Source organism: Pseudomonas sp. NFACC42-2 (genome assembly GCF_900116055.1).
GTDB classification, from domain to species: domain Bacteria; phylum Pseudomonadota; class Gammaproteobacteria; order Pseudomonadales; family Pseudomonadaceae; genus Aquipseudomonas; species Aquipseudomonas marginalis.
Map to the genome: position 1 here is coordinate 81,686 of NZ_FOZO01000004.1, position 26,447 is coordinate 108,132.

Below are 26,447 nucleotides of genomic sequence, written 5' to 3' on the forward strand. Positions count from 1 at the left end.
CATGGCATTTGATCTCATCACCCCCTCGGACCGTCGTCATTCCACGTTGCAAAAGGGTTTCAACCTGCGCTGGCCATTGGGCAACGTCCAGGGCGAGTCTTCACCCAACGGCGCCAGCCAGATCTACCTCTGCCACAACCCCCAAGACATCCTCGACGCAGCCGCCCAGGCCCTGGCTGTGCCCAACGGCCGCATCACCGTGCGCAGCGGCGGGCATTGCTATGAAGGATTGGTCTCTAACAAGATGCCGGATGCGCCAGGCGAGGTGTTGTCGATCCTGGACATCGGCCAGATGAACCAATTGGCCTATGACCCCAACGGGCAAATCGGCTCCGTGCTGGTGCCCGACTCGCACCATCGCTACGCATTCCGCCTGGAGCCCGGCTGCCAGAACTGGGACACCAGCGTCGCGCTGTACAAATTGGCAGGTAAGGCGCTGCCCAGCGGATCCTGCTATTCGGTGGGACTGGGCGGGCATATCTGCGGCGGCGGCTATGGGTTGTTGTCGCGTAAATACGGGCTGGTCTGCGACTGGCTGGACGGCGTCGACCTGCTGGTCGCCAATGGACCCGGCCCGGGCCTTGAACCTGTCCATGTGTCCCGTAACAGCCTCGACACCGATGAGCTGGACCTGTTCGCCGCCTGTTGCGGCGCCGGTGGCGGGCAGTTCGGCATCATCACCAGTTACTATTTCAAGACGCTGCCGCCAGCCCCGGAGGAAGTGCTCTGGCTGCCATTGGAATGGGACTGGTCAGACCTCACACGCGCCGCCCTCGAACGTCTGCTGCATGCCTATCAAAACTGGTTCGTGGACCATCAGGCCGACCCGAAAACCTGGGGCCTGGCCACCAAACTGGAGATGCGCCACCTCAATACCGGCAACGTGACCCTGGGCATTCATTACGTCGACAAGGACGGGAAGCTCGATGACCTGGCGCCTTTCGACGACTTTGTCAGCAGCATGCAGGCCGCGGTGGGCGTCAGTGCGACAGAGTCGCTCCTGCCGTTCCACGTCGTGCATCAGCCACGTGGCGGGCAAAAGGGCCGCCGGATCGATTCCCTGCAGAGTGCCCATGAGGCCGCCAGGCGTTTGGACTGGTTGTACGCCACCCAATCGCTCAACGGTTCCGGCGACAATCAGCGCGGGCGGTATAAATCGGCGTATCAGAAAGGCGGGTTTACACAGCGCGTGCTGGACGCGATCTGGACGACGCTGACCTTGCCGGACCCCGGGCAATACCTGACCCAGAGCCTGATCCAGATCCAGTCGTTCGGCGGACGCATCAACCAGATGGACGGCCCGATCCTGGCCCAGACGTCAGCCGCGCAACGCTCCTCGTACCTCAAATGGCAACCGCAGTGTTACTGGCACGCCGACGATGACGCCATCGACCGCGCCCATGCCGACTGGATCCGCGGGCTCTATTACGCTGCATTCACCAACGGTGTTCCCAATGACCCGGAGTTCGAGGGCTGCTACATCAACTACCCCGACCTGGACATGACCCACCTCGGTGGCAATCCCGCGAACCCCAGGAACCCTCTGTGGTATGGAATTTTCTTCCCCAACACGATCATCGAGAACCGCCTGCGCCGAACCAAGCAACGCTGGGATCCGTTGAATGTGTTCCGTAACGAAATGTCGGTGCCCTGAGCCCGGCCAACGGGCGGCACGCAGGCCGCCCACGGCTTACAGCTCGATCCGCTCGACCTTGCCCACCAGCAGCACATAGGAGAGTGCGCCCAACAGCGCCAGCACGGCGATGTAAGTGATCGCCGGGGCAAACGAATCGCCGCTGGCCAGGAAACCGATGACGATCGGCGTGGCAATCGCCGCCAGGTTGCCGATGAAGTTGAACACCCCGCCGGTCAGTCCCAGCAGACGTGCCGGGGCAAGGGTCGAGACCAGGGACCAGGTGATCGAGGCCAGGCCATTACCGAAGAACGCCAGGGCCAGGAAGGCGATGACCAACGGTGTCGATTCGACGAAGTTGGCGCCAATGATCGCCGTCGAGATCAACAGGCCGCTGATGATCGGCAACTTGCGGGCAAACCCCACCGAGGCGCCACGGCGGATCAGCCAGTCGGAAAACAACCCCGAACACAGCACGCCGACGAAAGCCGCGAGGAAGGGCAGTGACGCGAGCATGCCGGACTTGATGAAGTCCATGCCGCGGTATTTCACCAGGTAGGTCGGGAACCAGGTCAGGAAGAACCACAACGTGGAGTTCAGGCAGAACTGCCCCAGGTAGATACCCCACAACTTGCGCTTGCTCAGGACGATGCCCAGGTCGACCCAACTGAAGGGCGCCTTGCTCTTGCCCGCTTGTGCGCTCAAGTCCACCAGCCCGCCACCTTCGCGGATCAATTCGATTTCAGCGGCGTTGACGCCTTTGAAGTCTCGGGGCTCGCGATACACGGCATACCAGATCGCCGCCCACAGAATGCCCACTCCGCCGGTGACGACAAACACCATGTGCCAGCCGTAATGATGCTGCAACCAGGCCAGGACCGGCGTCAGGAACGCCAGCCCGACAAACTGCCCGGAGGTGTAGAAGCCAATGGCCGTGGCGCGCTCGCGCTCGGGGAACCAACTGGTGACCACGCGACTGTTGATGGGGTAAGCCGGTGCTTCCAGGGCACCCACCGCCATGCGCAGTACAAACAGCGCAATGAAGCTGGCGGCAAAACCGAGCATCACGGTGGCGATGGACCACAGCAACAGGGCGGCGGTGTAGAGGATACGCGGCGGCACCCGGTCCACCAGCCAGCCGCCGGGGATCTGCATGGCGGCGTACGTCCAGCCGAACGCGGAGAAAATCAGCCCGACATGTACCGGGTCGATGCCCAGCTCACTGGTCAGCGCCGGGGCGGCAATCGACAGGTTGCTGCGGTCGAGGTAGTTGATCACCACGGTGATAAACAGCAGCACCATGATGAAGTAGCGCTTTCGGGTAGGCGTGACTAAAGAAGCCTGCCCGCTCAAGGATTCAGGTTGCATGGTAGGTGCCTCTTCTTATATTTGTTGAGGAAGGGACTTCTGCAGAAACCGGATCAACATGTGGGAGGGGGCAAGCCCTCTCCTACATGTTTGACCGTGTTCTTTCAGGCAGACATCACCACTCGGCAAAGCTGCCGTCGGCGTGGCGCCAGATCGGGTTGCGCCAGCGATGGCCGATGGCTGCGCGTTCGATCACGTATTCCTCATTGATCTCGATGCCCAGGCCCGGCCCGTTGGGGATCTTCACAAAGCCCTGGTCATAGTCGAACACGCCCGGGTCGCGCACGTAGTCGAGCAGGTCGTTGCTCTCGTTGTAGTGAATGCCCAGGCTTTGCTCCTGGATAAACGCGTTGTAGCAAACCGCATCCAGTTGCAGGCACGCCGCCAAGGCAATCGGGCCCAGCGGGCAGTGCAGGGCCAGGGCCACGTCGTAGGCTTCGGCCATGTTGGCGATCTTGCGGGTTTCGGTGATACCGCCCGCGTGGGAAGCGTCCGGCTGGATGATGTCGACGTAGCCTTCGCTGAGCACGCGCTTGAAGTCCCAGCGCGAGAACAGGCGCTCGCCCAGGGCAATCGGGGTGCTGGTCAGGGGCGCCAGTTCCTTGAGGGCTTCGTAGTTTTCGCTGAGCACCGGCTCTTCGATAAACATCAGTTTGTACGGGTCCAGTTCTTTCATCAGCACCTTGGCCATGGGCTTGTGCACACGGCCATGGAAGTCGACGCCGATGCCGACGTTAGGGCCGACCGCATCGCGCACGGCCGCGACGTTGGCCAGGGCCAGGTCGACTTTTTCGAAGCTGTCGACGAACTGCAACTCTTCGGTGCCGTTCATTTTCACCGCAGTAAAGCCACGGGCCACGGCCTCTTTGGCGGCGCGGGCGGTGTCGGCCGGGCGGTCGCCACCGATCCACGAGTACACGCGAATCTTGTCACGTACCTGGCCACCCAACAGGTCGCTGACCGAGACGCCCAGGGCCTTGCCCTTGATGTCCCACAGCGCCTGGTCGATGCCGGCGAGGGCGCTCATGTGCACGGCACCGCCACGGTAGAAGCCGCCGCGGTAGAGCACGGTCCAGATATCTTCGATATTGCGTGGGTCCTTGCCGATCAGGTAGTCGGACAGTTCCTCGACCGCCGCGGCCACGGTGTGAGCGCGGCCTTCGACTACGGGCTCACCCCAGCCGGTCACGCCCTGGTCGGTCTCGACCTTGAGGAAGCACCAGCGCGGCGGGACGATAAAGGTCGTCAGTTTGGTGATTTTCATCTGTTATCTCTCTTATAGATGCAGCGCCAGGGGCGCGGAACTTGATCTCAGCTCAGGGCTTTCCAGGCGGCGACATAAGCCTGGGCGCGGCTCGCTACCTGATCCACTGTCATACCCGGTTTGAACAACCCGGAACCCAGCCCGAACCCCTTGGCGCCGGCGTCGATAAACACCTGCATGTTGTCCGGGGTAATGCCGCCCACCGGCAGCAGCAACGTGCCTGCCGGCAATACCGCCAGCCACGCCTTGATCACAGAAGGGCCCATTTGCTCGGCCGGGAACAGCTTCAACACGTGGGCGCCTTCGTCCAGCGCGGCGAACGCTTCGGTGGGCGTGGCCACCCCCGGCGACAGGTACAGGCCAGCGGCTTTAGCGGCGCGCAGGACCTTGGCATCGCTGTGGGGCATGACGATCACTTGGCCACCAGCGGCTTTCACTTGCTCGACCTGCGCAGGCGTCAACACCGTACCGGCGCCGATCAGGCAATCGGCGGGCAGGCTGTCGCGCAGGGTGCGGATGCTGGTGTAAGGATCGGGCGAGTTGAGCGGGACTTCGATCACGCGAAAACCGGCGTCGTACAGCACCTGGCCGACCGCCTGGGCTTCGTCCGGGCGCACACCGCGCAGGATTGCGATCAAACCGTTTTGTGCCAGTGCTTGCTTGAGCATGTCAGGCCTCCGTTGCAGGTTGAGTGAGCCCGGCGGCCACTGCCAGTTGCCACAGGCCGCGCTCGGTCGCTTCCTGCGCCAGGCTGACGTGGGCGAAACCGCAGAGGGCGAGGGCGCGTTGGTAGCGCACGCAAAGCGGGCCGGCGCCCACCAGGATGATGGGGACGAGCCGTGCACTGGCTGGCAAACCGGCCAGTTCATGGCCGATCAGCAGACCGGACAGGTAATCGGGCTGCTGCTCAGGGGTAAGTTCGGCAGTCAGCCCAAGGGTGCGCGCACTGAACAAGGTCGACAGCACGCCCCGCTGGCCATCGTTCGACAGCGCCACTTGAACGCCGCGGTCAAAAGCCTCGGCCTGGAACTGTTCGGATACCTTTTGCGTACGTCCCAGCAGGCTGTGCTTGCTCAACACCGCGAACAGTTCACCGGTCATGAAGGTGTCGAAGTGGGTGATGCAACCTTTCACCACCTCGACCCATTTGGAATGGCTGCCGGGCAGGCCGATCAACAATTCACCACTGGCCGACAGGCTTTGCAGCACACCCAGCACCTGGGTTTCTTCACCGCGCATCACATTGGGCAAACCGACCTGCTCGATCACGCCGGGCACGATATGCACATCGACGCCGCGCAAGCTGCGCACCGTGTGCAACGCCTGGCCCAGGCTGGCGACGTCGACCGGCGTATTGCGATATGCCGCCTCGCTCCAGCCCTGGGCGCTGCCGACCATGCCGCAGGCGATCACTGGAAGATGGGGTTGGGCCTCGAGCCAGTCGCCGCATGCCGCATCGAACGCCAACTCGAAGCCATCGCTGCAGTGCACACCGCCGATGTCCCGGGGCTCACGGGGCAAATGCATGATGCCCGACGCCAGCGAGCGCTGTTCCAGCACGACGCCTGCGGGCCCGAGTTTATAAGCACGAAGGGAGCTGGTCCCCCAATCGAGCGCGATCAATTGCGCCTGCATCGCTTCACCTGAAATGAGTGGGTGCTGAAAAAAGCAGATGGGCGAATATAAACCTATGGCAGGCAATATCTCAATATATAAATAACAGTCCCATATATTGAGACAAGACAAGATAAATCCTACAACTTCCTCGCCTTTTACTGCGGGAAGAAGCGGGTTTTATCTGATAAAGAGAGGTTAAAAAACCGACAGGTCCAGCTCGCGCATCGCACCCATCCAGATCGCGTGATCGGTGTGATCCTTCAGCTCGTCGCCGGTTTCGGGGTGCAGGAACACCACCAGCCCATTGCGATGCAGGGCCAGCCACGGCAGCACCACGCCAATGTATTCGGCATCGAACGCCAGCTGGCAGCTCCAGTCCGGGTGCGGGCCTACGGGCCGTTCATGCACACGGCCCATGCGCAGCGGGAACAGTTTCGCGCCGTCTTCACATAGGGTGCGCGCCTGGTCGATGGTGCTGGCGTCAAAGTAGATATGGGCATGGTAGCCCTTGATACGTTGCATGACGGACTCCGGATCCAATGTGCGGCAAATCCTAGACCGCAATCGACGGCAGGGCCAGTCCGGTCAGGGACTGCGCGCTGCTGGCCTGTTCTGCCTGCAACCAGTCGACGAAACGTTCGACCAACTGCCCACGCCGCTTGCGCTGGGGCTGCACCACGTAATAGCCAAAGCGCGAAACCACCGTGTTGCCGATCGGTCGGCACAACCAATTCTGTTCCAGCAGGTTATCCACCAAATGGCGCCAGCCGATCGCCACCCCTTGGCCGGCAATCGCTGCCTGGATCAATAAGGTGTAGTTGTCGAATCGCAGCTGGCCGGGCGTGGGCGCGGCGGTGATGCCCAGCTCGCGGAATACGCCACTCCAGTCGAACCACTGACTGTTGTTTTCCTGGCGCAGGTGCAGCAACGGGTACTCGGGCAAGGTGTGCACAGTCAAAGGCATGGCCTGCTCCTTGAGCCATTGCGGGCTGCACACCGGAAACACTTCCTCGTTGAACAGCCACAGGCTGTCGCCCTGCTTGAAACGGCCATCGCCAAACAGCACCGCCACGTCGATGTCGCTGCGCAGTGTCGCGTGGTTGCGCTCGCTGGTTACCAGGCTCACGTCCACCTGCGGGTTGGCGGCGTGGAAGCGATGCAGGCGCGGCATCAGCCAATAGGCGGCGAACGCAAAGTCTGTGGCCACTTGCAGCACTTCATGCTGGTCCTGCTGGGTAATCACACTGAGGCCCTGGTTGATGCTCTGCAAACCGCCTTGCACATGCTCGAACAGCAGGGCGCCGGCGTCGGTCAGTTCGATGCCCCGATAGATGCGGTCAAACAGGCGGATCGTCAGTTGTTCTTCAAGGCGCTTGATCTGCTGGCTGATCGCCGGCTGAGTGGTGCCCAGCTCCATCGCAGCGGCGGTAAAGCTGCGATGGCGCGCGGCCGCCTCGAATGCGCGTAGCAGGTCGAGGGACAGGTCTCCAAGGGCTTCATACATAAGCTGTGCTTATCCTAGGCATTGCTCGTTATGGGCTTTACCCCATTTTCCATGGGCTGCATGCTCATTCGCATAAACACCGCCTATGGAATGCCGAAGACCCATGAAGCGCAAGAACATTCTTTTCATCATGGCCGATCAAATGGCCGCGCCGCTGCTGCCGTTCTACGGACCTTCTCCGATCAAGTTGCCGAATTTGAGCCGCCTCGCCGCACAGGGCGTGGTGTTCGACGCGGCCTATTGCAACAGCCCGCTGTGTGCCCCCTCACGCTTCACCCTGGTCAGCGGCCAATTGCCGAGCAAGATCGGCGCCTACGACAACGCGGCGGATTTTCCCGCCGATGTGCCGACCTATGCCCACTACCTGCGGCGCCTCGGTTATCGCACCGCGCTGTCGGGCAAGATGCACTTCTGCGGCCCCGACCAACTGCACGGCTATGAACAACGCCTGACCAGCGACATCTACCCCGCCGACTATGGCTGGGCAGTGAACTGGGATGAACCGGACGTACGCCCCTCCTGGTACCACAACATGTCCTCGGTGCTGCAAGCCGGCCCGTGCGTGCGTACCAACCAGCTGGATTTCGACGAAGAGGTGGTGTTCAAGGCCCAGCAATACCTGTTCGACCACATCCGCGAAGACGGCGACCAGCCGTTCTGCCTGACCGTGTCGATGACCCATCCCCACGACCCGTACACCATTCCCAAGCCGTTCTGGGATCTGTACGACGACAACCACATCCCTTTGCCCGCAACGCCGAACCAGGCAGACCTCGACCCGCATTCCCAGCGCCTGCTCAAAGTCTATGACCTGTGGGACAAGCCGCTGCCTGTGGATAAGATTCGCGACGCCCGCCGCGCCTACTTCGGCGCGTGCAGCTACATCGACAGCAATGTCGGCAAGCTGCTGCAGACCCTGGAAGACACCGGCCTGGCTGACGACACCATCATCATTTTCTCCGGCGACCACGGCGACATGCTCGGTGAGCGCGGCCTCTGGTACAAAATGCACTGGTTTGAAATGGCCGCCCGCGTGCCGCTGCTGGTCAGTGCGCCGGGGCAATTTGCGCCGGGCCGGGTGACCCAGGCCGTGTCCACCGCCGACCTGCTGCCCACCCTGGTGGAACTGGCCGGCGGCGAGCTGAACCCGCGCCTGCCACTGGACGGTCGCTCGCTGGTCCCGCACTTGCAGGGGCAGGGCGGGCATGACGAAGTCTTTGGCGAATACATGGCCGAAGGCACCATCAGCCCATTGATGATGATTCGCCGTGGCGCCTACAAATTCATCTACAGCGAAGACGACCCTTGTCTACTGTTCGATGTGCACAACGACCCGCACGAGCGGGAAGACCTCAGCCAGTCACCGGAACACCGGCCACTGTTCGAGGCGTTTTTGAATGAAGCGCGGGCCAAATGGGACATCCCGGCGATCCACCAGCAGGTGCTCGCCAGCCAACGCCGTCGTCGCCTGGTGTTCGAGGCGCTGACCCAGGGCAAGCTGAAGAGCTGGGATCACCAGCCACTGGTGGACGCCAGTCAGCAATACATGCGCAACCATATCGACCTCGACGACCTGGAGCGCAAGGCACGTTATCCACAACCCTGCCAAAACCAATAAGTACAGAGGGAAGGCCATGCAAAAGTTAACTGCAGTAGTGGGCATGTTGGTGCTAAGTAGCGCCAATGCGTATGCGGACACCCGCTGTGAGACCGTGAAGATGGCCGATCCAGGCTGGAGCGACATTGCCGCCACCAACGCCATTACCGGTTTCCTGCTGAACGGCATGGGCTACAAGGCCAAGGTCGACACCCTGGCGGTGCCGATCACCTTCGGCGGGCTCAAGGACGGCCAGGTGGATGTATTCCTGGGCAACTGGATGCCGGCGCAGCAGGGCTTCTACGACAAGTTCGTGGCCAACGGCGATGTGGTGCAGTTGGCGAAGAACCTCGACGGCACCGAGTTCACCCTCGCCGTGCCGGATTATGTGTGGGATGCCGGGGTGCATGACTTTGCCGACTTGAACACATTCGCCGACAAGTTCGACAAGAAGATCTACGGCATCGGCTCGGGCGCGCCGGCGAATATCTCGCTGCAGGAGATCATCAAGAAGAATGACTTCGACCTTGGCCAGTGGAAGCTGATCGAGTCCAGCGAACAGGCGATGCTCGCCGAGGTCTCACGGGCGGTGAAGAAACAGCGTTTCGTCACCTTCCTCGGCTGGACGCCACACCCGATGAACGTGCAACTGAAAATGCACTATCTCAAAGGCGGCGAGAAATACTTCGGTGACACCGGCAGCGTGTATACCTTGACCCGCAAAGGGTATGCGCAGGCCTGCCCTAACGTTGGCAAACTGTTGACCAACCTGAGTTTCACCCAGGAGATGGAGAACAGCATCATGGCTGAGGTGGCCAACAACAAGGTCAGCAATGCCGACGCGGCGAAGGCGTGGATCAAGGCGAACCCGGCTGTATTGGACAAATGGCTCGACGGCGTGAAAACGGTGGATGGCCAGGATGCGTTGCCGGCAGTAAAGGCCAAACTCTAGGGCCTTGCGCTATTCCAATGTGGGAGGGGGCTTGCTCCCGATAGCGGAGTGCCAGTCAGAGAGATTTAGACGGGTCCACCTATATCGGGAGCAAGCCCCTTCCCACAAGGACCAGTGTGTACTGATACCCTGAGTCAAACCTTTTCAGCCGAGTTATAAATGCCCCGGCCCAACCGCCATACACTCTTCCCCTTCCTCAGCTGGCTCCCACGTCAAACCCGAGCCACTGTGGGCCGGGACGCGCTGGTCGGCCTCAGCGGCGCCGTGCTCGCGCTGCCCCAGTCGATTGCCTACGCGCTGATCGCCGGTCTCCCACCGGAGTACGGTCTGTATGCCGCCATCATCCCGGTGCTGATCGCCTGCCTGTGGGGTTCATCCTGGCACCTGATCTGTGGCCCCACGGCAGCGATTTCCATCGTGCTGTACGCCAGCGTCAGCCCGTTGGCCGTGCCGGGGTCTCAGGACTACATCACCCTGATCCTGTTGCTGACATTCCTCGCCGGGGTATTCCAGTGGCTGCTGGGCATGCTGCGCTTTGGCGCGCTGGTGAACTTTGTCTCGCATTCGGTGGTGCTGGGTTTCACCCTCGGTGCTGCCGTGGTGATTGCCCTCGGGCAGCTGCCCAACCTGCTGGGCCTGGATTTACCGAGCCAGGCCACAGCGATCAATAGCCTGCTGGCGCTGATCGACCACGCTGGCGAGTGGGACCATGCATCCCTTGCCCTTGGGCTCGGTACTTTGCTGGTGGGCGCGTTGCTCAAATACCTTGTGCCTCGCTGGCCAACGCTACTGATCGCACTGACCCTGGGTAGCCTGGCAACGTGGCTATGGCCGACGATGTTCGGGCATGTGGCGCTGGTCAGTTCGTTTATCGGCAAGCTGCCACCGTTCAGCCCATTGCCGCTGGATCCGGACATGATCCTGCGCCTGCTGCCCAGCGCCGTTGCGGTGGGCATGCTGGGGCTGGTGACCAGCCTGTCGATTGCCCGTTCGCTGTCGGCCCGTTCGCAACAATTGCTCGATGCCAACCAGGAAGTTCGTGCGCAGGGTTTATCCAATATCGTTGGCGGATTTTTCTCCGGGTATCTGTCGGCAGGGTCGTTCACCCGCTCCGGCCTCAGCTATGAGGCGGGTGCCTGTTCGCCGTTGGCCGGGGTGTTTTCCGCAGTATGGGTGGCCTTGTTTGCGCTGTTTGGCGCGGCATTGATCGCACATATTCCGATCCCGAGCATGGCCGCCAGCATCTTGCTGATTTCCTGGGGCCTGGTGGATCGTCGGGGTATTCGTGCGTTGTTCCGCGTGAGCCGCGCAGAGTTCGTAGTGATGAGCCTGACCTGTGTCGCCACCTTGTTGCTGGAGTTGCAAACGGCGATTTATGCGGGGGTGTTGGCGTCGTTGTTTTTCTACCTCAAGCGCACGTCGCAACCACGGGTACAGCAATGGCGTGATGGGGAAGAGGATGTGTTGCGCGTCGGTGGGTCGATCTTCTTTGGCGCCAGCCATTACCTGCAAGTACGCCTGCAAAGCTTGCAGGGTGAACGGGTGGTGATCGAGGCGCAGCAGATCAACTTTATCGACTATTCCGGGGTGGAGATGCTGCACCAGGAGGCGCGTCGTTTAAGCGGGCTGGGCCGTAGCCTGACATTGCGCCGCGCCAGGCCGCAGGTGGTGGAGGAGTTGAAAAAACTGGAGGGGGCCGATAAATGCCCCATCCAGTTTGAAGATTGATTACTGCGCTAACTGCCGGCGCAGTTCAGCCAACACCGGCGCCGAATCCGGGCGCACACCGCGCCACAGGAAGAACGCTTCAGCCGCCTGCTCCACCAGCATGCCCAGGCCGTCCATCGCCACGGCTGCGCCTTGCTCACTGGCCCAACGGCAGAACGCAGTCGGTTCCTTGGCGTACATCATGTCGTAGCAAAACGTCTTGCCCGGTTCGATCAGGCTGCCGGCAATCGGCGGTACATCGCCTGACAGGCTGGCGGACGTGGCATTGATGATCACGTCCACCGGCTCACGCAGCCAGTCGAAACCACTGGCGGACACCGGGCCCAGGTCGTCGAACAGCTCGGCGAGCAATTCGGCTTTTTCCACGGTGCGGTTGGCGATGATCAACGAAGCGGGCCGTTCAGCCAGCAACGGCTCCAACGCGCCCCTTACCGCGCCACCCGCGCCCAGCAACAGGATGCGTTTGCCTTGCAGATTCAAGCCGGCGTTTACCGTCAGGTCACGCACCAGGCCGGCGCCGTCGGTGTTGTCGCCGAGCAACGTACCGTCGGCCAGTTTGCTCAAGGTGTTCACCGCCCCGGCGCGCTGGCCCCGTTCGGTGAGGCTGTTGGCCAGGCGGTAGGCGTCTTCCTTGAACGGCACGGTGACGTTGGCACCTCGGCCCTGTTGGAAAAACTCACGGGCACAGCCGGTGAAATCCTCAAGGGGCGCGAGCAAGGTGCTGTAGTCCAGTTGCTCGCCGGTCTGCTCGGCGAACATACGGTGAATCAGCGGCGACTTGCTGTGGCCGATGGGGTTGCCGAACACCACATAACGATCCATCAGACAGCCGCCTTGGGCGCGGCGATGCCCAGCCAATCGCGGTCTTGCAGGAAGTAGTCGGTGAGGCGTGCTTCTTCGCTGCCGGCCTCGGCTTTCCAGTCGTAGCTCCAGCGCACCTGGGGCGGCAGCGACATCAGGATCGACTCGGTACGCCCGCCCGACTGCAGGCCGAACAGGGTGCCACGGTCATACACCAGGTTGAATTCAACGTAGCGGCCGCGACGGAATTCCTGGAACTGGCGTTGCTGTTCGGTATACGCGGCGGCTTTGCGGCGCTGCACAATCGGCAGGTAGGCGTCGATGTAGGCATCGCCGATGGCGCGGATAAACGCGAAGCAGGTGTCGAAGTCCCACTCGTTCAAGTCATCGAAGAACAGGCCGCCGATACCACGGGGCTCGTTGCGGTGCTTGATGTGGAAGTAGGTATCGCACCAGGCCTTGTAGCGCGAGTAAACGTCCGGGCCAAACGGCGCGCAGGCCTGCTCGGCCACGCGGTGCCAGTGAATGCAGTCTTCTTCGTTGCCATAGTAGGGCGTGAGGTCGAAGCCGCCACCGAACCACCACACCGGCTCTTCGCCTTCTTTTTCGGCGATGAAAAAACGCACGTTGGCGTGGGACGTCGGCACGTGTGGGTTGTGCGGATGAATCACCAGCGACACGCCCAGGGCTTCAAACCCGCGACCGGCCAGCTCGGGGCGATGCGCACTGGCTGACGGTGGGAGGCCGCTGCCGAACACGTGGGAAAAGTTAACGCCGCCCTTTTCGATGACCGAGCCGTTCTCGATCACACGGGTGCGACCGCCGCCGCCGGCAGGCCGGGTCCAGGCGTCTTCGATAAAGCGAGTGTCCGTCTCGAAGGTTTCCAGGGCGCTGCAAATGCGGTCTTGCAGGTCGAGCAGGTAGGCTTTGACAGCCTCGGTGCGAGTAGTCATGACATCACCTTGAATCGGGCAAAGCTACGCGAAGCCGTGGGGCGTCGGCGGCAAATGGGCGCACAGGATACCACTGCACTTGGACAGCACTGCACTTAGGAGCGCCGCAGTTGACGAAGATCAAGCTTAGGAGTCCGATAGGGGGCTACGCGAATTCGACCTCAGGAGAAGTGCAGATGGCCAAACGTATCCAGTTCAGCGCCCATGGCGGCCCCGACGTACTTGAATATGTGGACTACACACCGGCAGAGCCCGGCCCGCAGCAGGTTCGAGTGCGTAACGAGGCGATTGGCCTGAATTTCATCGATACCTATTTCCGCAGTGGCCTTTACGCGCCGCCGGCCCTGCCATCGGGGCTGGGCGCAGAAGGCGCCGGTGTGGTTGATGCGGTGGGCAGCGAAGTCACGCAATTTAAAGTCGGCGACCGCGTGGCCTACGGCAGCGGCCCACTTGGGGCCTACAGCGAGTTGCACGTGCTGCCCGCCGCCAACCTGGTGCACCTGCCGGACGACATCAGCTTCGAACAAGCCGCCGGCGCCATGCTCAAGGGCCTGACCGTGCAATACCTGCTGCGCCAGACCTATGAGCTCAAAGGTGGCGAGACCATCCTGTTCCACGCCGCCGCCGGTGGCGTGGGTTCCCTGGCCTGCCAATGGGCCAAGGCACTGGGTGTGAAGCTGATCGGTACCGTGAGCTCGCCAGAAAAAGCCGCCCTGGCCAAATCCCTCGGCGCATGGGAAACCATCGACTACAGCAAGGAAAATGTCGCACAGCGCGTGCTGGAGTTGACTGACGGCAAAAAGGTGCCCGTGGTCTACGACGGTGTCGGCAAGGACACCTGGCTGACCTCATTGGACAGCGTGGCGCCACGTGGCCTGGTGGTGAGCTTTGGCAATGCGTCGGGCGCGGTGGATGGGGTGAACCTGGGGATACTCGCGGCCAAAGGCTCGCTGTACGTGACACGGCCGACCCTGGCGACCTACGCCAACAATCCGGCAAACCTGCAGGTGATGGCGGATGATCTGTTTTCGATGATCAAGAGCGGCAAGGTGCGTATTGATATCAACCAGCGGTATTCGCTGGCGGACGCGGCGAAGGCACAGACGGAGTTGTCGGGACGGCGTACCACTGGGTCGACCATTCTGTTGCCTTGAGGGCCTCTTCGGGGGCAAGCCCCCTCCCACATTTGACCGTGTTGTCATGACGGACACGGTTCAAATGTGAGAGGGCACTTGCCCGCAATGGGTGCGACGCGGTCTCAGGAAGGCCGCACCACCTCACCCGTTGCCAAATCGCGAATCAGGCTCGGGTTCTTGCGCCCACCCAGGGCACCACCCAGAACCAGATCCACCTGCCCGCGAAAGTACTGCTCCACACGAATCCGCGTGCGCGCCGCCGGGCGGCCCTGGGGGTTGGCTGAGGTGGAGATCAACGGCCCCACCAGCGCGCACAAGTCCCGTACCAGCGGATGATCGCTCACCCGCAGCGCCACCGTGTCGTGCACACCGGTGACCCACTCCGGCAACAAATCCTGATGCGGCACCAGCCACGTATTCGGTCCGGGCCAGGTGCTGGCCATGCGTTCGATCCAGGTATCCGGGAAGTCTTCGAACAGAAAGTCGAACTGGCGAATATTGTCTGCCACCAGGATCAGGCCCTTGTCCACCGAACGGTTCTTGATCGCCAGCAGCCGATCCACCGCTTCTTCGTTCCAGGGATCGCAACCCAGGCCCCAGACCGCTTCGGTTGGATAGGCAATCACCGCGCCTGCGCGAATTTCTCGTGCGGCTTCCAGCACACGCCACCTGTTGACCATTGTTTACTCTCCGGACTAAAGCTCTGGGCAGTTTACCGATCTTCTTTACAAAACCTAGTTCCAAAAAACTGGCCGCTACAAAAGCTGGCCACGCGCAAGCCAGCGCCCGCTTTCGCAAATCACCAGGCCTTCAAGCTCCAACTCCGTGAGGGTCGCCAACACCTGGGCCAACGGCCGCCCACTGGCAAGCGCCAGGGCTTCGCTGGTATGGGGCGCCGCGTGCAACAGCGCCACCAACGGATGTATCACAGGCATCGGCGCCGGGCGCGACAATGCCTGCCAGCCACGCAAACCTTCGAGGATGTGTTCAATGGTTTCCACCAGCATCGCCCCATCACGGATCAACTGGTGACACCCCTTGGCCCCCGGATGATGGATGGAGCCCGGGATTGCATACACCTCGCGCCCTTGCTCGGCCGCGAGCTTGGCGGTGATCAGCGAGCCGCTGGCCATGCTGGCCTCCACCACCAGCACGCCCAGGGACAGGCCGCTGATGATGCGGTTGCGCCGGGGGAAGTTACCGGCCTGGGGCGCGGCGTCCAGCGGAAACTCCGAAACCACGGCGCTGCCTTGGGCAATCATCGCCGCCGCAAGCCGTCGATGGCGCTGTGGATAAAGATTTTCCAGGCCCGTGCCGAGCACGCCGATTGTATGACCCCCCACATCCAAAGCGGCTTGATGGGCCGCACCGTCGATACCCAGCGCAAGGCCACTGGTGATGACAAAACCGGCGCTCGCCAGACTGCGGGAAAATGCAGCGGCCGTGTCCATGCCGGGGCGGGATGCACGGCGGCTGCCGACTATCGCCAGTTGCGGTTTTTCCAGGATCCCGGGGTCGCCGGCGACGAATAAAAGCGGCGGGGCGTCATCTATCTGGGCGAGCAGTGCCGGGTACTCAGGTTGGTCCCACATCAGCAAATGCTGGTCCGGACGTTCCAACCAGGCCAACGCCTCACTGGCGCCGTCGCGGATCTCATGGCTACGGCGGGCATCGGCGCTGATGGGTGACAACCCCAAGGAGCGCCACGCGCTGGCCGGGGCACCGATGGCCTTTGAAGCGCTGCCGAACGCTTCGATCAACAACCGAAAACGCTTCGGGCCTACCTCCGGCAGCCTGTGCAGGCGTAGGCGGGCTTCCAGTTCTGAAGGAGAAATTTCATTGCAGTTTTTCGAAAGCATCTGACCATCCTTGACCGGAACAAGCTGTGGATAACTCTGTTGGTAACTTATTTAGCAGGCTATTTATTGCGGTCGAGGGGCAGTCTCGAAACGGGGGGATAAGTAGCGATTTCCTCATGGGGCGAATCTCCTTTATTATGTGCGTTCGCGTGAAATGCACAGCCTTCGCGGCTTTCGGGCGTTTCACACCGGCCGTATGGGTCCATTCCCACTGCCGATTTGCCTTTACCTCACATGTGCAGCAATTACGCTTATGGCTATTTTGAACATCCTCGAATTCCCCGACTCGCGCCTGCGCACAATCGCCAAGCCGGTGGCCGTAGTGGACGACAAGGTTCGTCAGCTGGTCGATGACATGTTTGAAACAATGTATGAAGCGCCTGGTATCGGCCTCGCCGCCACCCAGGTCAATGTGCATCTGCGCGTCGTGGTCATGGACCTGTCGGAAGATCGCAGCGAACCGCGGGTGTACATCAACCCCGAGTTCGAACCGCTGACCGACGAGATGGGCGAATACCAGGAAGGCTGCCTCTCGGTACCGGAGTTCTACGAGAACGTCGAGCGCCCGCTGCGCGTGAAGATCAAGGCCCTCGACCGCGATGGCAAGCCGTTCGAACTGATTGCCGAAGGCCTGCTGGCCGTGTGCATCCAGCACGAATGCGACCACCTCAACGGCAAGCTGTTTGTCGATTACCTGTCCACGCTCAAACGCGACCGGATCAAGAAGAAGCTGGAAAAAAAGCATCGCCAGCAAGCTTGATGCCCGCCTTCCAAAGGCTTGCTGCGGCAAGCCTTTTTCTTTTGTGACTGCTTTTAACCGAGACCTCCCATGACCGAGCCATTGCGCATTGTTTTTGCCGGCACGCCTGAATTTGCCGCCGAACACCTCAAGGCCCTGCTTGCCAGCCCTTATGACATCGTCGCGGTGTACACCCAGCCGGATCGCCCGGCCGGTCGCGGGCAAAAACTGATGCCGAGCCCGGTCAAGCAGTTGGCGCTTGAGCACGACATTCCCGTGCTGCAACCGCCGACCCTGCGCAACGCCGAGGCCCAGGCTGAACTGGCGGCGCTGCAACCGGACTTGCTGGTGGTGGTGGCCTACGGTTTGATCCTGCCCCAGGTCGTGCTGGATATTCCACGCCTGGGCTGTATCAACAGCCACGCCTCACTGCTGCCACGCTGGCGCGGTGCGGCACCGATCCAGCGTGCCGTGGAGGCAGGCGACAGCGAAAGCGGCGTGACCGTGATGCGCATGGAGGCGGGTTTGGACACCGGCCCGATGCTGCTCAAGGTCACTACCCCGATCACGGCCCAAGACACCGGTGGCAGCCTGCACGACCGCCTCGCCGAGATGGGCCCGCCCGCCGTGATCCAGGCTATTGCCGGTCTCGCTGCCGGAACCCTGCAAGGTGAGGTGCAGGACGACAGCCTGGCCACCTACGCCCACAAGCTGAACAAGGACGAAGCCCGCATCGACTGGAGCCGCCCGGCTGTGGAGCTGGAACGCCTGGTGCGTGCCTTCAACCCGTGGCCGATCTGCCACAGCACCCTCAATGGCGAAGCCTTGAAAGTGTTGGCCGCGACCTTGGCCGACGGCAAAGGCACACCCGGTGAAATCATCGGTGCCAGCAAGGAGGGGCTGCTGGTCGCTTGCGGCGAACAGGCGCTGTGCCTGGCCCGTCTGCAATTGCCCGGTGGCAAGGCGCTTAATTTCAGCGATTTGTACAACAGTCGCCGTGAGAAATTTTCCCTGGGCACGATCCTCGGGGTGGCAGCCCAATGAACCCGCGTCTGGCCGCCGCCAAGGCCCTGGCCGCCGTACTCAACGGCAAGGCTTCGCTGAACAGTTCGCTGCCCACGCAGTTGGACAAGGTTGAAGACCGCGATCGTGGTTTCACCCAGGACCTGGCCTTCGGCACCGCCCGCTGGCAGCCACGGTTGTCGGCGCTGGCAGCCAAGCTGCTGCAAAAACCGTTCAAGGCGGCCGATGCTGATGTCGAGGCGCTGCTGCTGGTCGGTCTCTATCAGCTGCTCTACACCCGCGTGCCGGCCCACGCCGCCATCGGTGAAACCGTCGGTTGCGCCGACAAGCTGAAAAAGCCCTGGGCCAAGGCCCTGCTCAACGCGGTACTGCGCCGCGCCCAGCGCGAAAGCGAAGGACTGCTGGCCGAGTTGGAACATGACCCGGTGGTGCGCACCGCTCACCCGCGCTGGCTGCAAAAATCCCTGAAGGCCTTCTGGCCCGAGCAATGGGAAGCCATTTGCGCGGCCAACAACGCGCACCCGCCGATGATCCTGCGGGTCAACCGCCGCCATCACAGCCGTGATGCGTATCTGCACTTGCTGACGAGCGCAGGTATTAACGCTACGCCGTGCGTGTACAGCAGCGACGGCATCGTGCTGGAAGCGGCCACCGACGTGCGCAGCCTGCCGGGCTTCGCCGAAGGCTGGATCAGTGTGCAGGACGAGGCCGCGCAACTGGCCGCCGACCTGCTCGACCTGGCTCCCGGTCAGCGTGTACTGGACGCCTGCTGTGCTCCGGGCGGTAAGACCTGTCACATCCTCGAAGTTGAAAAGGACCTGGCCGGTGTAGTGGCGGTCGATCTGGAAGCCAAGCGCCTGGTGCGTGTACGGGAGAACCTCGCACGCCTGGGCCTCAGCGCCGAGCTGATCGCTGCCGACGGCCGCGACACCGCCACCTGGTGGGACGGCAAACCGTTCCAACGCATCCTGCTCGACGCGCCGTGTTCCGCCACCGGTGTGATCCGCCGTCACCCGGACATCAAGCTCACCCGCCAACCCGATGACATCGCCGCCCTGGCGGTGCTGCAAGGCGAACTGCTCGACGCACTGTGGCCGACCCTCGAAGTCGGCGGCATCCTGCTTTACGCCACCTGCTCCACCTTGCCCACCGAAAACACCGAGGTGATCGAAGCCTTTCTCGCCCGCACCAGCGGCGCACGGGAACTGGACCTCGCCACGGCCGCCGGTATCAAGCAGCCCCATGGCCGCCAGTTACTCGCGCAGGAAGGCGGGCATGATGGTTTCTACTACGCCAAACTGATCAAGATCGCCGCCGCGCGCGGCTGAACGGGTTTAAGGGAGTGACCGGATGAAAATCATCATCCTTGGAGCAGGGCAGGTTGGCGGCACACTGGCCGAACATTTGGCCAGTGAAGCCAATGACATCACCGTGGTCGACACCGATGCCGAGCGCCTGCGCAACCTCGGCGACCGCCTGGATATCCGCACCGTACAAGGCCGGGCGTCGTTTCCCACCGTGCTGCGTCAGGCGGGTGCCGACGACGCCGACATGCTCGTCGCGGTCACCAACAGCGACGAGACCAATATGGTCGCCTGCCAGGTCGCCCACACCCTGTTCCACACCCCGACCAAGATCGCCCGGGTGCGTGAAGCCGCCTACCTGACCCGCGCCGGTCTGTTCGATAACGACGCTATCCCCGTGGACGTGCTGATCAGCCCGGAACAGGTAGTCACCCACTACATCAAGCGCCTGATCGAAATCCCGGGCGCCTTGCAGGTGATCGACTTCGCCGGCGGCAAGGCGCAATTGGTGGCGGTGAAGGCCTACTACGGTGGGCCGCTGGTGGGTCAGCAATTGCGTCAACTGCGTGAACACATGCCGAATGTGGAAACCCGCGTAGCCGCGATTTTCCGACGTGACCGGCCGATCCTGCCCCAGGGCGATACGGTGATCGAGGCCGATGACGAAGTATTCTTCATCGCTGCCAAAGCGAATATTCGTGCCGTCATGAGTGAAATGCGTCGGCTCGATGAGAGCTACAAACGCATCGTCATCGCCGGCGGCGGGCAGATTGGCGAGCGCCTGGCCGAAGCGATCGAGAGTCGCTACCAGGTGAAGATCATCGAGATGAGCCCGGCACGCTGCCGGCATTTGTCCGACACCCTGGACAGCACGGTCGTACTGCAAGGCAGTGCCTCGGACCGCGACCTGCTGATGGAAGAAAACATCGCCGACGCGGATATCTTCCTGGCCCTGACCAACGATGACGAAGCCAACATCATGTCGTCGCTGCTGGCCAAGCGGCTGGGGGCCAAGAAGGTCATGACCATCATCAACAACCCGGCCTATGTCGACCTGATCCAGGGCGGCGATATCGACATCGCCATCAGCCCGCAACTGGCCACCATCGGCACCTTGCTTGCCCACGTGCGCCGTGGCGATATCGTCAGCGTGCACTCCCTGCGCCGGGGTGCGGCGGAAGCCATCGAAGCGATTGCCCACGGTGATTCGAAGTCGAGCAAAGTGATCGGCAAGGCCATCCGCGATATAGGCCTGCCGCCGGGCACCACCATTGGCGCAATCATTCGTGATGAGGAAGTGATCATCGCCCACGACGACACGGTGATCGCCACGGGTGACCACGTGATCCTGTTCCTGGTGGATAAAAAACATATCCGCGATGTGGAGAAGCTGTTCCACGTGGGATTGAGCTTTTTCTGATCAACCGGAGTGACCGACATGCTCGAATCCCTGGAAAAAATGCTCGCCAAGGGTGTGGATAATTCCCTGCTGCGCTTTGGGCTGGGCAAGGGTTATCTGGATCTGAAGGACAATGCCAAGGCGGCGGAGCATTTGCACAAATGCGTCGAGTTCGATCCGAAGTATTCGGCGGCGTGGAAATTGTTGGGCAAGGCGCAGCTGGGGCAGGGTGATAACGCCGCGGCGCGACAAGCGTGGGAGAAGGGCATCGAAGCGGCCCAGGCCCATGGCGACAAGCAGGCCGAGAAAGAGATGACGGTGTTCCTGAAGAAACTCGAGCGCCAGGCCTGAGCAGATCAAAAATGTGGGAGGGGCAAGCCCCCTCCCACATTTGGTCAGCAGTGGGTCAGTACCACCGTTCTTCACCCGGCGGGCGTTTCTTGAAGCGCTTCATGCTCCACATGTACTGGCTCGGGTAGGCGCCGACATAACGCTCCACCACTTTGCTCATGGCCGCGCAGGAGGTGGCGGTATCGGTGCTGTACATGTCTTCCGGCGCCGCTTCCAGGATCACTTTGTAGCCCGAACCGTCCGGCAGCCGCAGTGCATGCAGGAACACCCCTACGGCCTTGTGGCCGGCGAGCATGTTCGGCACGAACTTGCTGGTGAGCGCCTGGGTGGCGAAGAACGGCACGAAGATCCCTGCGGACTCGGCCGGCTCCGGGTCGGCCGGAATACCCACCTGGCCGCCCTTGCGCACTTCCTTGATCACACTGAGGATGCCTTCCTTGGTGGACGCCGCCACGCGGTTACCCAGTTGTACGCGCTGCTTGCGCAGCAACTCGTCCACCGCCTTGAGCTTGGGCGGGCGGTAAAAAATGATCGGTTTGCACTGGCTGCAATAGAAGTGGTTCAACACCTCCCAGTTGCCCAGGTGGCTGGTGATGCCTACCACGCCTTTGCCCGAGGCCAGGGCGTCGTGCAGCACCTCGAGGCCTTCGACTTCACGCACCAGGTCGATGGAGCGCTGGGCCGGCCAGATCCAGGCGCAGGCGCTTTCGGTCAGGGACTTGCCGATGTCCTTCAGGCTCTGGCCAACCAGGCGCTCGCGCGCGGCGGGGTCCATGTCCGGGAAGCATTTAGAGAGGTTGATACGCACCGTGTCACGGGAGCGGTTAGGGGTTTTCCACATGATCCAGCCGATGGCCGTGCCGACCGCTTGAACCGCGCGCCAGGGCAATAGGGCAAACAACCGAAGAGCGCCTACCAGCAAGGCGCCTTTAAACTTTTCCACAGGTCACTCCTGATCGTGTGTGGTGCGCAAAGCCGCCATTCTAACCGGCGTTGACCAAGTCCGCGTAACGGTCGCAGTCCTGGGTGTGGTCCATGACCATGCCCGAGGCCTGCATGAACGCGTAACAGATGGTCGGGCCGACAAAGGTGAAGCCGGCTTTCTTGAGCGCTTTGCTCATGGCTTCAGCCTCCGGCGTAATCGCCGGCACTTCGCTGCGGTCCTTGAAATGGTTGACCTTGGGCACGCCGCCGACAAACGACCAGAGCCACCCCACCGGATCTTCAAGCGCCAGCCAGGCTGCGGCGTTGCGCCGGGTGGCGTTGAGCTTGAGGCGGTTCCGCACAATGCCAGGGTCAAGCATCAGCGCTTCGATCTCGGCATCGGTCAGCTGTGCCAGACGCCGGGCATCAAAACCAAACAAGACCTTTCGATAATGCTCGCGTTTGCGTAAAACGGTGATCCAGGACAGGCCCGCCTGGAACCCTTCGAGCAAAAGCAACTCGAACAAACCCTGCGCATCGCGCAGCGGCGTTCCCCACTCCTGATCGTGATAAGCCATGTACAGCGGATCTTCAGAACACCAAAAGCAGCGTGGCATAAGGCTCCAGGGGATGGTGGCGCGGCCGAATCGGGTATACTCCCGCTCTTTAAATCGCAGCCCAAGTAACAGGTGAATTTCGTGAGCCAGCCTACGCCAGCCGTGCGTACCTTCCAAGACTTGATCCTCGCCCTCCAGCAATACTGGGCCGAGCAAGGTTGTGTGGTACTTCAGCCCTACGATATGGAAGTAGGCGCCGGCACTTTCCACACCGCTACATTCCTGCGGGCCATCGGCCCGGAAACCTGGAACGCCGCTTATGTGCAGCCCAGTCGTCGCCCGACTGACGGCCGCTACGGCGAAAACCCGAACCGTCTGCAGCACTACTATCAGTTCCAGGTAGTCCTGAAGCCGAACCCGGACAACTTCCAGGAACTGTACCTGGGCTCGCTCAAGCACGTGGGCCTCGACCCGCTGGTGCACGACATCCGTTTCGTCGAAGACAACTGGGAATCCCCAACCCTGGGCGCCTGGGGCCTGGGCTGGGAAGTCTGGCTCAATGGCATGGAAGTCACGCAGTTCACCTACTTCCAGCAGGCCGGTGGCATCGAATGCTACCCGGTGACCGGCGAGATCACCTACGGCCTCGAGCGCCTGGCCATGTACCTGCAGGGCGTGGATTCGGTCTACGACCTGGTGTGGGCTGACGGCCCGTTCGGCAAAGTGACCTATGGCGATGTGTTCCACCAGAACGAAGTGGAGCAATCGACCTACAACTTCGAACACGCCAATGTCGACAAGCTGTTCGAACTGTTCGACTTCTATGAAAGCGAAGCCAAGCGCCTGATCGAACTCGACCAGCCGCTGCCGTTGCCGAGCTATGAAATGGTGTTGAAGGCCTCCCATACCTTCAACCTGCTGGACGCCCGTCGTGCCATCTCGGTGACCGCGCGCCAGCAATATATCCTGCGTGTACGCACCCTGGCGCGTTCCGTCGCTCAAGCCTACCTGCTGGCTCGCGCCAAGCTGGGCTTCCCGATGGCCACCCCGGACCTGCGTGATGAAGTGTTGGCTAAGCTGGAGGCTGCACAATGAGTGCTCAAGATTTCCTGGTTGAACTGGGCACCGAAGAGCTGCCACCCAAGGCACTCAATACCTTGGCCGATGCGTTCCTGGCCGGTATCGAAAAAGGCCTGCAGAGCGCCGGCCTGAAGTTTGAAGCGAAGAAAGTCTACGCCGCACCGCGCCGCCTGGCCGTGTTGCTGACCGCGCTGGAAACCCAGCAGCCGGACCGCAGCATCAACCTCGACGGCCCGCCACGCCAGGCGGCTTTCGACGCCGAAGGCAACCCGACCCAAGCCGCACTGGGCTTCGCCAAGAAGTGTGGCGTCGAGCTGAGCGAGATTGACCAGAGCGGCCCGAAACTGCGTTTCAGCCAGGTCATCACAGGCAAGCCGACCGCCAGCCTGTTGCCGACCATCGTCGAAGACTCCCTGAACGACCTGCCGATTCCCAAGCGCATGCGCTGGGGCGCGCGCAAGGAAGAGTTCGTACGCCCGACCCAGTGGCTGGTGATGCTGCTCGGTGACCAGGTCATCGATTGCACCATCCTCGCCCAGAAAGCTGGCCGTGATTCCCGTGGCCATCGCTTCCACCATCCACAAGCGGTGCGCGTCACTTCGCCGGCTAACTATGCCGCCGATCTGCGTGCTGCCTACGTGCTGGCCGATGCCGACGAGCGTCGCGAGCTGATCAGCAAGCGCACCGAAGAACTCGCCCGCCTGCAGGAAGGCACCGCCATCGTGCCGCCAAGCCTGCTCGACGAAGTGACCGCGCTGGTTGAATGGCCGGTGCCGCTGGTGTGCTCGTTCGAAGAACGTTTCCTCGATGTGCCGCAGGAAGCGCTGATCACCACCATGCAGGACAACCAGAAGTATTTCTGCCTGCTGGACGTGGACGGCAAGTTGCTGCCGCGCTTTATCACCGTGGCCAACATCGAAAGCAAGGACCCGCAGCAGATCATCGCCGGTAACGAGAAAGTCGTGCGTCCGCGCCTGACTGACGCCGAGTTCTTCTTCAAGCAAGACAAGAAGCAGAAGCTGGAAGACTTCAACCTGCGCCTGCAGAACGTGGTGTTCCAGGAAAAACTTGGCAGCGTCTACGACAAGGCCGTGCGCGTTTCCAAGCTGGCGGCCTACATTGCCCCACGCATCGGCGGTGATGCCGCCTGGGCTGCGCGTGCAGGCTTGCTGTCCAAGTGCGATCTGGCCACCGAGATGGTCGGCGAGTTCCCGGAGATGCAGGGCGTTGCCGGTTACTACTACGCCCTCAACGATGGCGAGGCGGACGATGTCGCGCTGGCGCTGAACGAGCAGTACATGCCGCGCGGTGCCGGCGCCGAGCTGCCGACCACCCTGACCGGTGCGGCCGTGGCCATCGCCGACAAGCTGGATACCCTCGTCGGTATCTTCGGTATCGGCATGCTGCCTACTGGTAGCAAAGACCCGTATGCCCTGCGTCGCGCGGCCCTCGGCGTGCTGCGTATCCTGATCGACAAGAAGCTCGACCTCGACCTGACCCAGGCCGTGGTGTTCGCGGTCGGCCAGTTCGGTGGCAAGGTCAAGCAAGCCGGCCTGGCCGAGCAAGTGCTGGAGTTCGTGTTCGACCGCCTGCGTGCGCGTTATGAAGACGAAGGCGTGGACGTTTCCGTCTACCTGTCGGTACGTGCCCTGCAACCGGGTTCGGCACTGGACTTCGATCAACGCGTACAAGCCGTACAGGCGTTCCGCAAGCTGCCCGAAGCCGATGCCCTGGCCGCCGTGAACAAGCGTGTGTCGAACCTGCTGAGCAAGGCCGAAGGCCTGGGCAACGCCGATGTCGACCCAGGCCTGTTCGCCGACGCCAAGGAGTTCTCGCTGAATTCTGCCATTGCTAAGGCAGAGAACGCGGTGAAGCCGCTGATCGCCGAACGCAATTACGCCGAAGCCCTGGCGCGCCTGGCGACCTTGCGTGAGCCGGTGGATGCGTTCTTCGAAGCGGTGATGATCAATGCCGAAGATGCCGGCGTGCGGAAAAACCGCTACGCCATGCTGGCGCGTCTGCGTGGCTTGTTCGTCAACATCGCTGACATTTCGACGCTGAGCTGACCATGTTGAAACTGCTGATTCTCGATCGGGACGGGGTGATCAATTACGACTCCGACGCTTACATCAAGTCGGTGGCGGAATGGATTCCGCTGCCCGGTTCGATCGAGGCCATCGCGCAGTTGAGCAAAGCCGGCTGGACGGTGGCCATCGCCACCAACCAGTCCGGCATCGCCCGCGGCTATTACGACATCGCCACCCTGGACGCCATGCACGCGCGCTTGCGCACGCTGGTGGCGGAGCAGGGCGGTGAGGTGGGGCTGGTGGTGTATTGCCCTCACGGGCCGGATGAGGGATGCGATTGCCGCAAACCCAAGCCTGGCATGTTGAAAATCATTGCAGAACATTACAAGGTGCCCTTGGCTGGGATATGGTTCGTCGGGGACAGCCTCGGTGACCTGGAGGCGGCCAAAGCCGTCGACTCTCAGCCAGTTTTGGTAAAGACCGGGAAAGGCGAAAAGACCCAGGTGAAAAACCTGCCGGTAGGCACCTTGATTTTTGACGATCTGGCGGCGGTTGCCGCAGAACTTATCAACAACTAGCCGCCCTCGACTTCCTGGCCAAGGACTGTTCGGGAGTGCGCTTTTAACAGGCG

The 26,447-nt window shown here is 61.9% G+C and carries 25 protein-coding genes; 13 read left to right on the forward strand and 12 right to left on the reverse strand.

What is annotated here, in order from left to right; translation table 11 throughout:
* Position 1: 1 nt before the first annotated feature.
* A complete protein-coding gene (locus BM416_RS11215) occupies positions 2–1,654 on the forward strand; it encodes an FAD-binding oxidoreductase (protein ID WP_092488114.1) in 1,653 nt (550 codons plus the stop codon).
* Positions 1,655–1,690: 36 nt separating this feature from the next.
* On the opposite strand, the gene BM416_RS11220 is transcribed toward BM416_RS11215, so the two are convergent.
* From BM416_RS11220 to BM416_RS11245, 6 genes are all read right to left on the reverse strand, one after another.
* Entirely contained in the window at positions 1,691–3,001 is a 1,311-nt protein-coding gene (locus BM416_RS11220; protein WP_092488115.1) for an MFS transporter, read from the reverse strand.
* Between the two features lie 115 nt (positions 3,002–3,116).
* A complete protein-coding gene (dgoD, locus tag BM416_RS11225; protein WP_003170741.1) occupies positions 3,117–4,265 on the reverse strand; it encodes a galactonate dehydratase in 1,149 nt (382 codons plus the stop codon).
* 47 nt (positions 4,266–4,312) lie between these two features.
* Positions 4,313–4,933, reverse strand: a complete 621-nt coding sequence (locus tag BM416_RS11230; RefSeq protein WP_092488116.1) for a 2-dehydro-3-deoxy-6-phosphogalactonate aldolase — start codon at positions 4,931–4,933, stop codon at positions 4,313–4,315.
* A 1-nt stretch (position 4,934) separates the two neighbouring features.
* Positions 4,935–5,900 carry a 2-dehydro-3-deoxygalactonokinase gene (locus tag BM416_RS11235; RefSeq protein ID WP_092488117.1) on the reverse strand — a complete coding sequence of 322 codons (966 nt, stop codon included), beginning with the start codon at positions 5,898–5,900 and terminating at the stop codon, positions 4,935–4,937.
* A 177-nt stretch (positions 5,901–6,077) separates the two neighbouring features.
* The gene (locus tag BM416_RS11240; protein WP_027608141.1) at positions 6,078–6,404 is read right to left on the reverse strand and encodes a DOPA 4,5-dioxygenase family protein; all 327 of its coding nucleotides are present in this window, start codon (positions 6,402–6,404) and stop codon (positions 6,078–6,080) included.
* Positions 6,405–6,435: 31 nt separating this feature from the next.
* Complete coding sequence (locus BM416_RS11245) at positions 6,436–7,386, reverse strand: choline sulfate utilization transcriptional regulator (RefSeq protein WP_092488118.1); 951 nt, start codon at positions 7,384–7,386, stop codon at positions 6,436–6,438.
* A gap of 103 nt (positions 7,387–7,489) precedes the next feature.
* Between BM416_RS11245 and betC the strand changes: the two genes are divergently transcribed.
* The 3 genes from betC to BM416_RS11260 all read left to right on the forward strand — a co-directional run bounded on the left by betC (position 7,490) and on the right by BM416_RS11260 (position 11,663).
* On the forward strand, positions 7,490–9,004 hold the full coding sequence (gene betC, locus BM416_RS11250) for a choline-sulfatase (protein WP_092488119.1): 1,515 nt from the start codon (positions 7,490–7,492) through the stop codon (positions 9,002–9,004).
* A gap of 16 nt (positions 9,005–9,020) precedes the next feature.
* Positions 9,021–9,935 (forward strand): choline ABC transporter substrate-binding protein, encoded by a 915-nt coding sequence (gene choX / locus BM416_RS11255; RefSeq protein WP_092488120.1) that lies wholly within the window; start codon positions 9,021–9,023, stop codon positions 9,933–9,935.
* 159 nt (positions 9,936–10,094) lie between these two features.
* Positions 10,095–11,663, forward strand: a complete 1,569-nt coding sequence (locus tag BM416_RS11260; RefSeq protein WP_092488121.1) for a SulP family inorganic anion transporter — start codon at positions 10,095–10,097, stop codon at positions 11,661–11,663.
* Here BM416_RS11260 and aroE read toward each other — a convergent pair whose 3' ends face one another.
* Both aroE and hemF read right to left on the reverse strand, forming a co-directional pair.
* Positions 11,664–12,485, reverse strand: a complete 822-nt coding sequence (gene aroE, locus BM416_RS11265; protein ID WP_092488122.1) for a shikimate dehydrogenase — start codon at positions 12,483–12,485, stop codon at positions 11,664–11,666.
* Positions 12,485–13,417 carry an oxygen-dependent coproporphyrinogen oxidase gene (hemF, locus tag BM416_RS11270; protein WP_027608147.1) on the reverse strand — a complete coding sequence of 311 codons (933 nt, stop codon included), beginning with the start codon at positions 13,415–13,417 and terminating at the stop codon, positions 12,485–12,487. The genes aroE and hemF overlap by 1 nt, the downstream gene beginning before the upstream one ends.
* 176 nt (positions 13,418–13,593) lie before the next feature.
* Between hemF and BM416_RS11275 the strand changes: the two genes are divergently transcribed.
* Positions 13,594–14,571 carry a quinone oxidoreductase family protein gene (locus BM416_RS11275; protein WP_065926821.1) on the forward strand — a complete coding sequence of 326 codons (978 nt, stop codon included), beginning with the start codon at positions 13,594–13,596 and terminating at the stop codon, positions 14,569–14,571.
* A 104-nt stretch (positions 14,572–14,675) separates the two neighbouring features.
* Here the strand turns inward: BM416_RS11275 and BM416_RS11280 are convergent, their stop codons facing one another.
* Positions 14,676–15,233 carry an L-threonylcarbamoyladenylate synthase type 1 TsaC gene (locus BM416_RS11280; protein WP_027608149.1) on the reverse strand — a complete coding sequence of 186 codons (558 nt, stop codon included), beginning with the start codon at positions 15,231–15,233 and terminating at the stop codon, positions 14,676–14,678.
* Between the two features lie 75 nt (positions 15,234–15,308).
* Positions 15,309–16,412, reverse strand: a complete 1,104-nt coding sequence (gene dprA / locus BM416_RS11285) for a DNA-processing protein DprA (RefSeq protein WP_092488123.1) — start codon at positions 16,410–16,412, stop codon at positions 15,309–15,311.
* Positions 16,413–16,665: 253 nt separating this feature from the next.
* Between dprA and def the strand changes: the two genes are divergently transcribed.
* The 5 genes from def to BM416_RS11310 all read left to right on the forward strand — a co-directional run bounded on the left by def (position 16,666) and on the right by BM416_RS11310 (position 21,228).
* A complete protein-coding gene (gene def / locus BM416_RS11290) occupies positions 16,666–17,172 on the forward strand; it encodes a peptide deformylase (RefSeq protein ID WP_005783383.1) in 507 nt (168 codons plus the stop codon).
* A 69-nt stretch (positions 17,173–17,241) separates the two neighbouring features.
* Positions 17,242–18,195, forward strand: coding sequence for a methionyl-tRNA formyltransferase (fmt, locus tag BM416_RS11295; protein WP_092488124.1), 954 nt, complete (start codon positions 17,242–17,244; stop codon positions 18,193–18,195).
* Positions 18,192–19,502, forward strand: a complete 1,311-nt coding sequence (gene rsmB, locus BM416_RS11300; protein ID WP_092488125.1) for a 16S rRNA (cytosine(967)-C(5))-methyltransferase RsmB — start codon at positions 18,192–18,194, stop codon at positions 19,500–19,502. The genes fmt and rsmB overlap by 4 nt, the downstream gene beginning before the upstream one ends.
* A gap of 22 nt (positions 19,503–19,524) precedes the next feature.
* The gene (gene trkA / locus BM416_RS11305; protein ID WP_027608153.1) at positions 19,525–20,898 is read left to right on the forward strand and encodes a Trk system potassium transporter TrkA; all 1,374 of its coding nucleotides are present in this window, start codon (positions 19,525–19,527) and stop codon (positions 20,896–20,898) included.
* An 18-nt stretch (positions 20,899–20,916) separates the two neighbouring features.
* Positions 20,917–21,228: a tetratricopeptide repeat protein gene (locus BM416_RS11310; RefSeq protein ID WP_092488126.1), complete on the forward strand. Its 312-nt coding sequence runs from the start codon at positions 20,917–20,919 to the stop codon at positions 21,226–21,228.
* Between the two features lie 55 nt (positions 21,229–21,283).
* Here BM416_RS11310 and BM416_RS11315 read toward each other — a convergent pair whose 3' ends face one another.
* Positions 21,284–22,171 carry a lysophospholipid acyltransferase gene (locus tag BM416_RS11315; RefSeq protein ID WP_092488127.1) on the reverse strand — a complete coding sequence of 296 codons (888 nt, stop codon included), beginning with the start codon at positions 22,169–22,171 and terminating at the stop codon, positions 21,284–21,286.
* Positions 22,172–22,211: 40 nt separating this feature from the next.
* The gene (locus BM416_RS11320; RefSeq protein ID WP_092488128.1) at positions 22,212–22,769 is read right to left on the reverse strand and encodes a DNA-3-methyladenine glycosylase I; all 558 of its coding nucleotides are present in this window, start codon (positions 22,767–22,769) and stop codon (positions 22,212–22,214) included.
* 81 nt (positions 22,770–22,850) lie between these two features.
* On the opposite strand from BM416_RS11320, the gene glyQ reads away from it, so the two are divergent.
* Genes glyQ through gmhB form a run of 3 tightly spaced genes read left to right on the forward strand, consistent with a single transcriptional unit; the run spans position 22,851 to position 26,394 of the window.
* Positions 22,851–23,804 carry a glycine--tRNA ligase subunit alpha gene (gene glyQ, locus BM416_RS11325; protein ID WP_003187265.1) on the forward strand — a complete coding sequence of 318 codons (954 nt, stop codon included), beginning with the start codon at positions 22,851–22,853 and terminating at the stop codon, positions 23,802–23,804.
* Complete coding sequence (gene glyS, locus BM416_RS11330) at positions 23,801–25,855, forward strand: glycine--tRNA ligase subunit beta (RefSeq protein WP_092488129.1); 2,055 nt, start codon at positions 23,801–23,803, stop codon at positions 25,853–25,855. The genes glyQ and glyS overlap by 4 nt, the downstream gene beginning before the upstream one ends.
* A gap of 2 nt (positions 25,856–25,857) precedes the next feature.
* Positions 25,858–26,394: a D-glycero-beta-D-manno-heptose 1,7-bisphosphate 7-phosphatase gene (gene gmhB / locus BM416_RS11335; protein ID WP_168166790.1), complete on the forward strand. Its 537-nt coding sequence runs from the start codon at positions 25,858–25,860 to the stop codon at positions 26,392–26,394.
* The last annotated feature ends 53 nt before the right edge of the window (positions 26,395–26,447 follow it).

Coding starts and splice junctions, on each gene's coding strand:
- rsmB (WP_092488125.1), top strand. CDS start 18,192: ATGAACCCGCGTCTGGCCGCCGCCAAGGCCCTGGCCGCCGTACTCAAC.
- BM416_RS11235 (WP_092488117.1), bottom strand. CDS start 5,900: ATGCAGGCGCAATTGATCGCGCTCGATTGGGGGACCAGCTCCCTTCGT.
- aroE (WP_092488122.1), bottom strand. CDS start 12,485: ATGGATCGTTATGTGGTGTTCGGCAACCCCATCGGCCACAGCAAGTCG.
- trkA (WP_027608153.1), top strand. CDS start 19,525: ATGAAAATCATCATCCTTGGAGCAGGGCAGGTTGGCGGCACACTGGCC.
- glyS (WP_092488129.1), top strand. CDS start 23,801: ATGAGTGCTCAAGATTTCCTGGTTGAACTGGGCACCGAAGAGCTGCCA.
- BM416_RS11245 (WP_092488118.1), bottom strand. CDS start 7,386: ATGTATGAAGCCCTTGGAGACCTGTCCCTCGACCTGCTACGCGCATTC.
- hemF (WP_027608147.1), bottom strand. CDS start 13,417: ATGACTACTCGCACCGAGGCTGTCAAAGCCTACCTGCTCGACCTGCAA.
- dprA (WP_092488123.1), bottom strand. CDS start 16,412: ATGCTTTCGAAAAACTGCAATGAAATTTCTCCTTCAGAACTGGAAGCC.
- BM416_RS11260 (WP_092488121.1), top strand. CDS start 10,095: ATGCCCCGGCCCAACCGCCATACACTCTTCCCCTTCCTCAGCTGGCTC.
- BM416_RS11230 (WP_092488116.1), bottom strand. CDS start 4,933: ATGCTCAAGCAAGCACTGGCACAAAACGGTTTGATCGCAATCCTGCGC.
- gmhB (WP_168166790.1), top strand. CDS start 25,858: ATGTTGAAACTGCTGATTCTCGATCGGGACGGGGTGATCAATTACGAC.
- BM416_RS11310 (WP_092488126.1), top strand. CDS start 20,917: ATGCTCGAATCCCTGGAAAAAATGCTCGCCAAGGGTGTGGATAATTCC.
- BM416_RS11220 (WP_092488115.1), bottom strand. CDS start 3,001: ATGCAACCTGAATCCTTGAGCGGGCAGGCTTCTTTAGTCACGCCTACC.
- dgoD (WP_003170741.1), bottom strand. CDS start 4,265: ATGAAAATCACCAAACTGACGACCTTTATCGTCCCGCCGCGCTGGTGC.
- BM416_RS11215 (WP_092488114.1), top strand. CDS start 2: ATGGCATTTGATCTCATCACCCCCTCGGACCGTCGTCATTCCACGTTG.
- BM416_RS11275 (WP_065926821.1), top strand. CDS start 13,594: ATGGCCAAACGTATCCAGTTCAGCGCCCATGGCGGCCCCGACGTACTT.
- BM416_RS11320 (WP_092488128.1), bottom strand. CDS start 22,769: ATGCCACGCTGCTTTTGGTGTTCTGAAGATCCGCTGTACATGGCTTAT.
- BM416_RS11240 (WP_027608141.1), bottom strand. CDS start 6,404: ATGCAACGTATCAAGGGCTACCATGCCCATATCTACTTTGACGCCAGC.
- def (WP_005783383.1), top strand. CDS start 16,666: ATGGCTATTTTGAACATCCTCGAATTCCCCGACTCGCGCCTGCGCACA.
- BM416_RS11280 (WP_027608149.1), bottom strand. CDS start 15,233: ATGGTCAACAGGTGGCGTGTGCTGGAAGCCGCACGAGAAATTCGCGCA.
- fmt (WP_092488124.1), top strand. CDS start 17,242: ATGACCGAGCCATTGCGCATTGTTTTTGCCGGCACGCCTGAATTTGCC.
- choX (WP_092488120.1), top strand. CDS start 9,021: ATGCAAAAGTTAACTGCAGTAGTGGGCATGTTGGTGCTAAGTAGCGCC.
- betC (WP_092488119.1), top strand. CDS start 7,490: ATGAAGCGCAAGAACATTCTTTTCATCATGGCCGATCAAATGGCCGCG.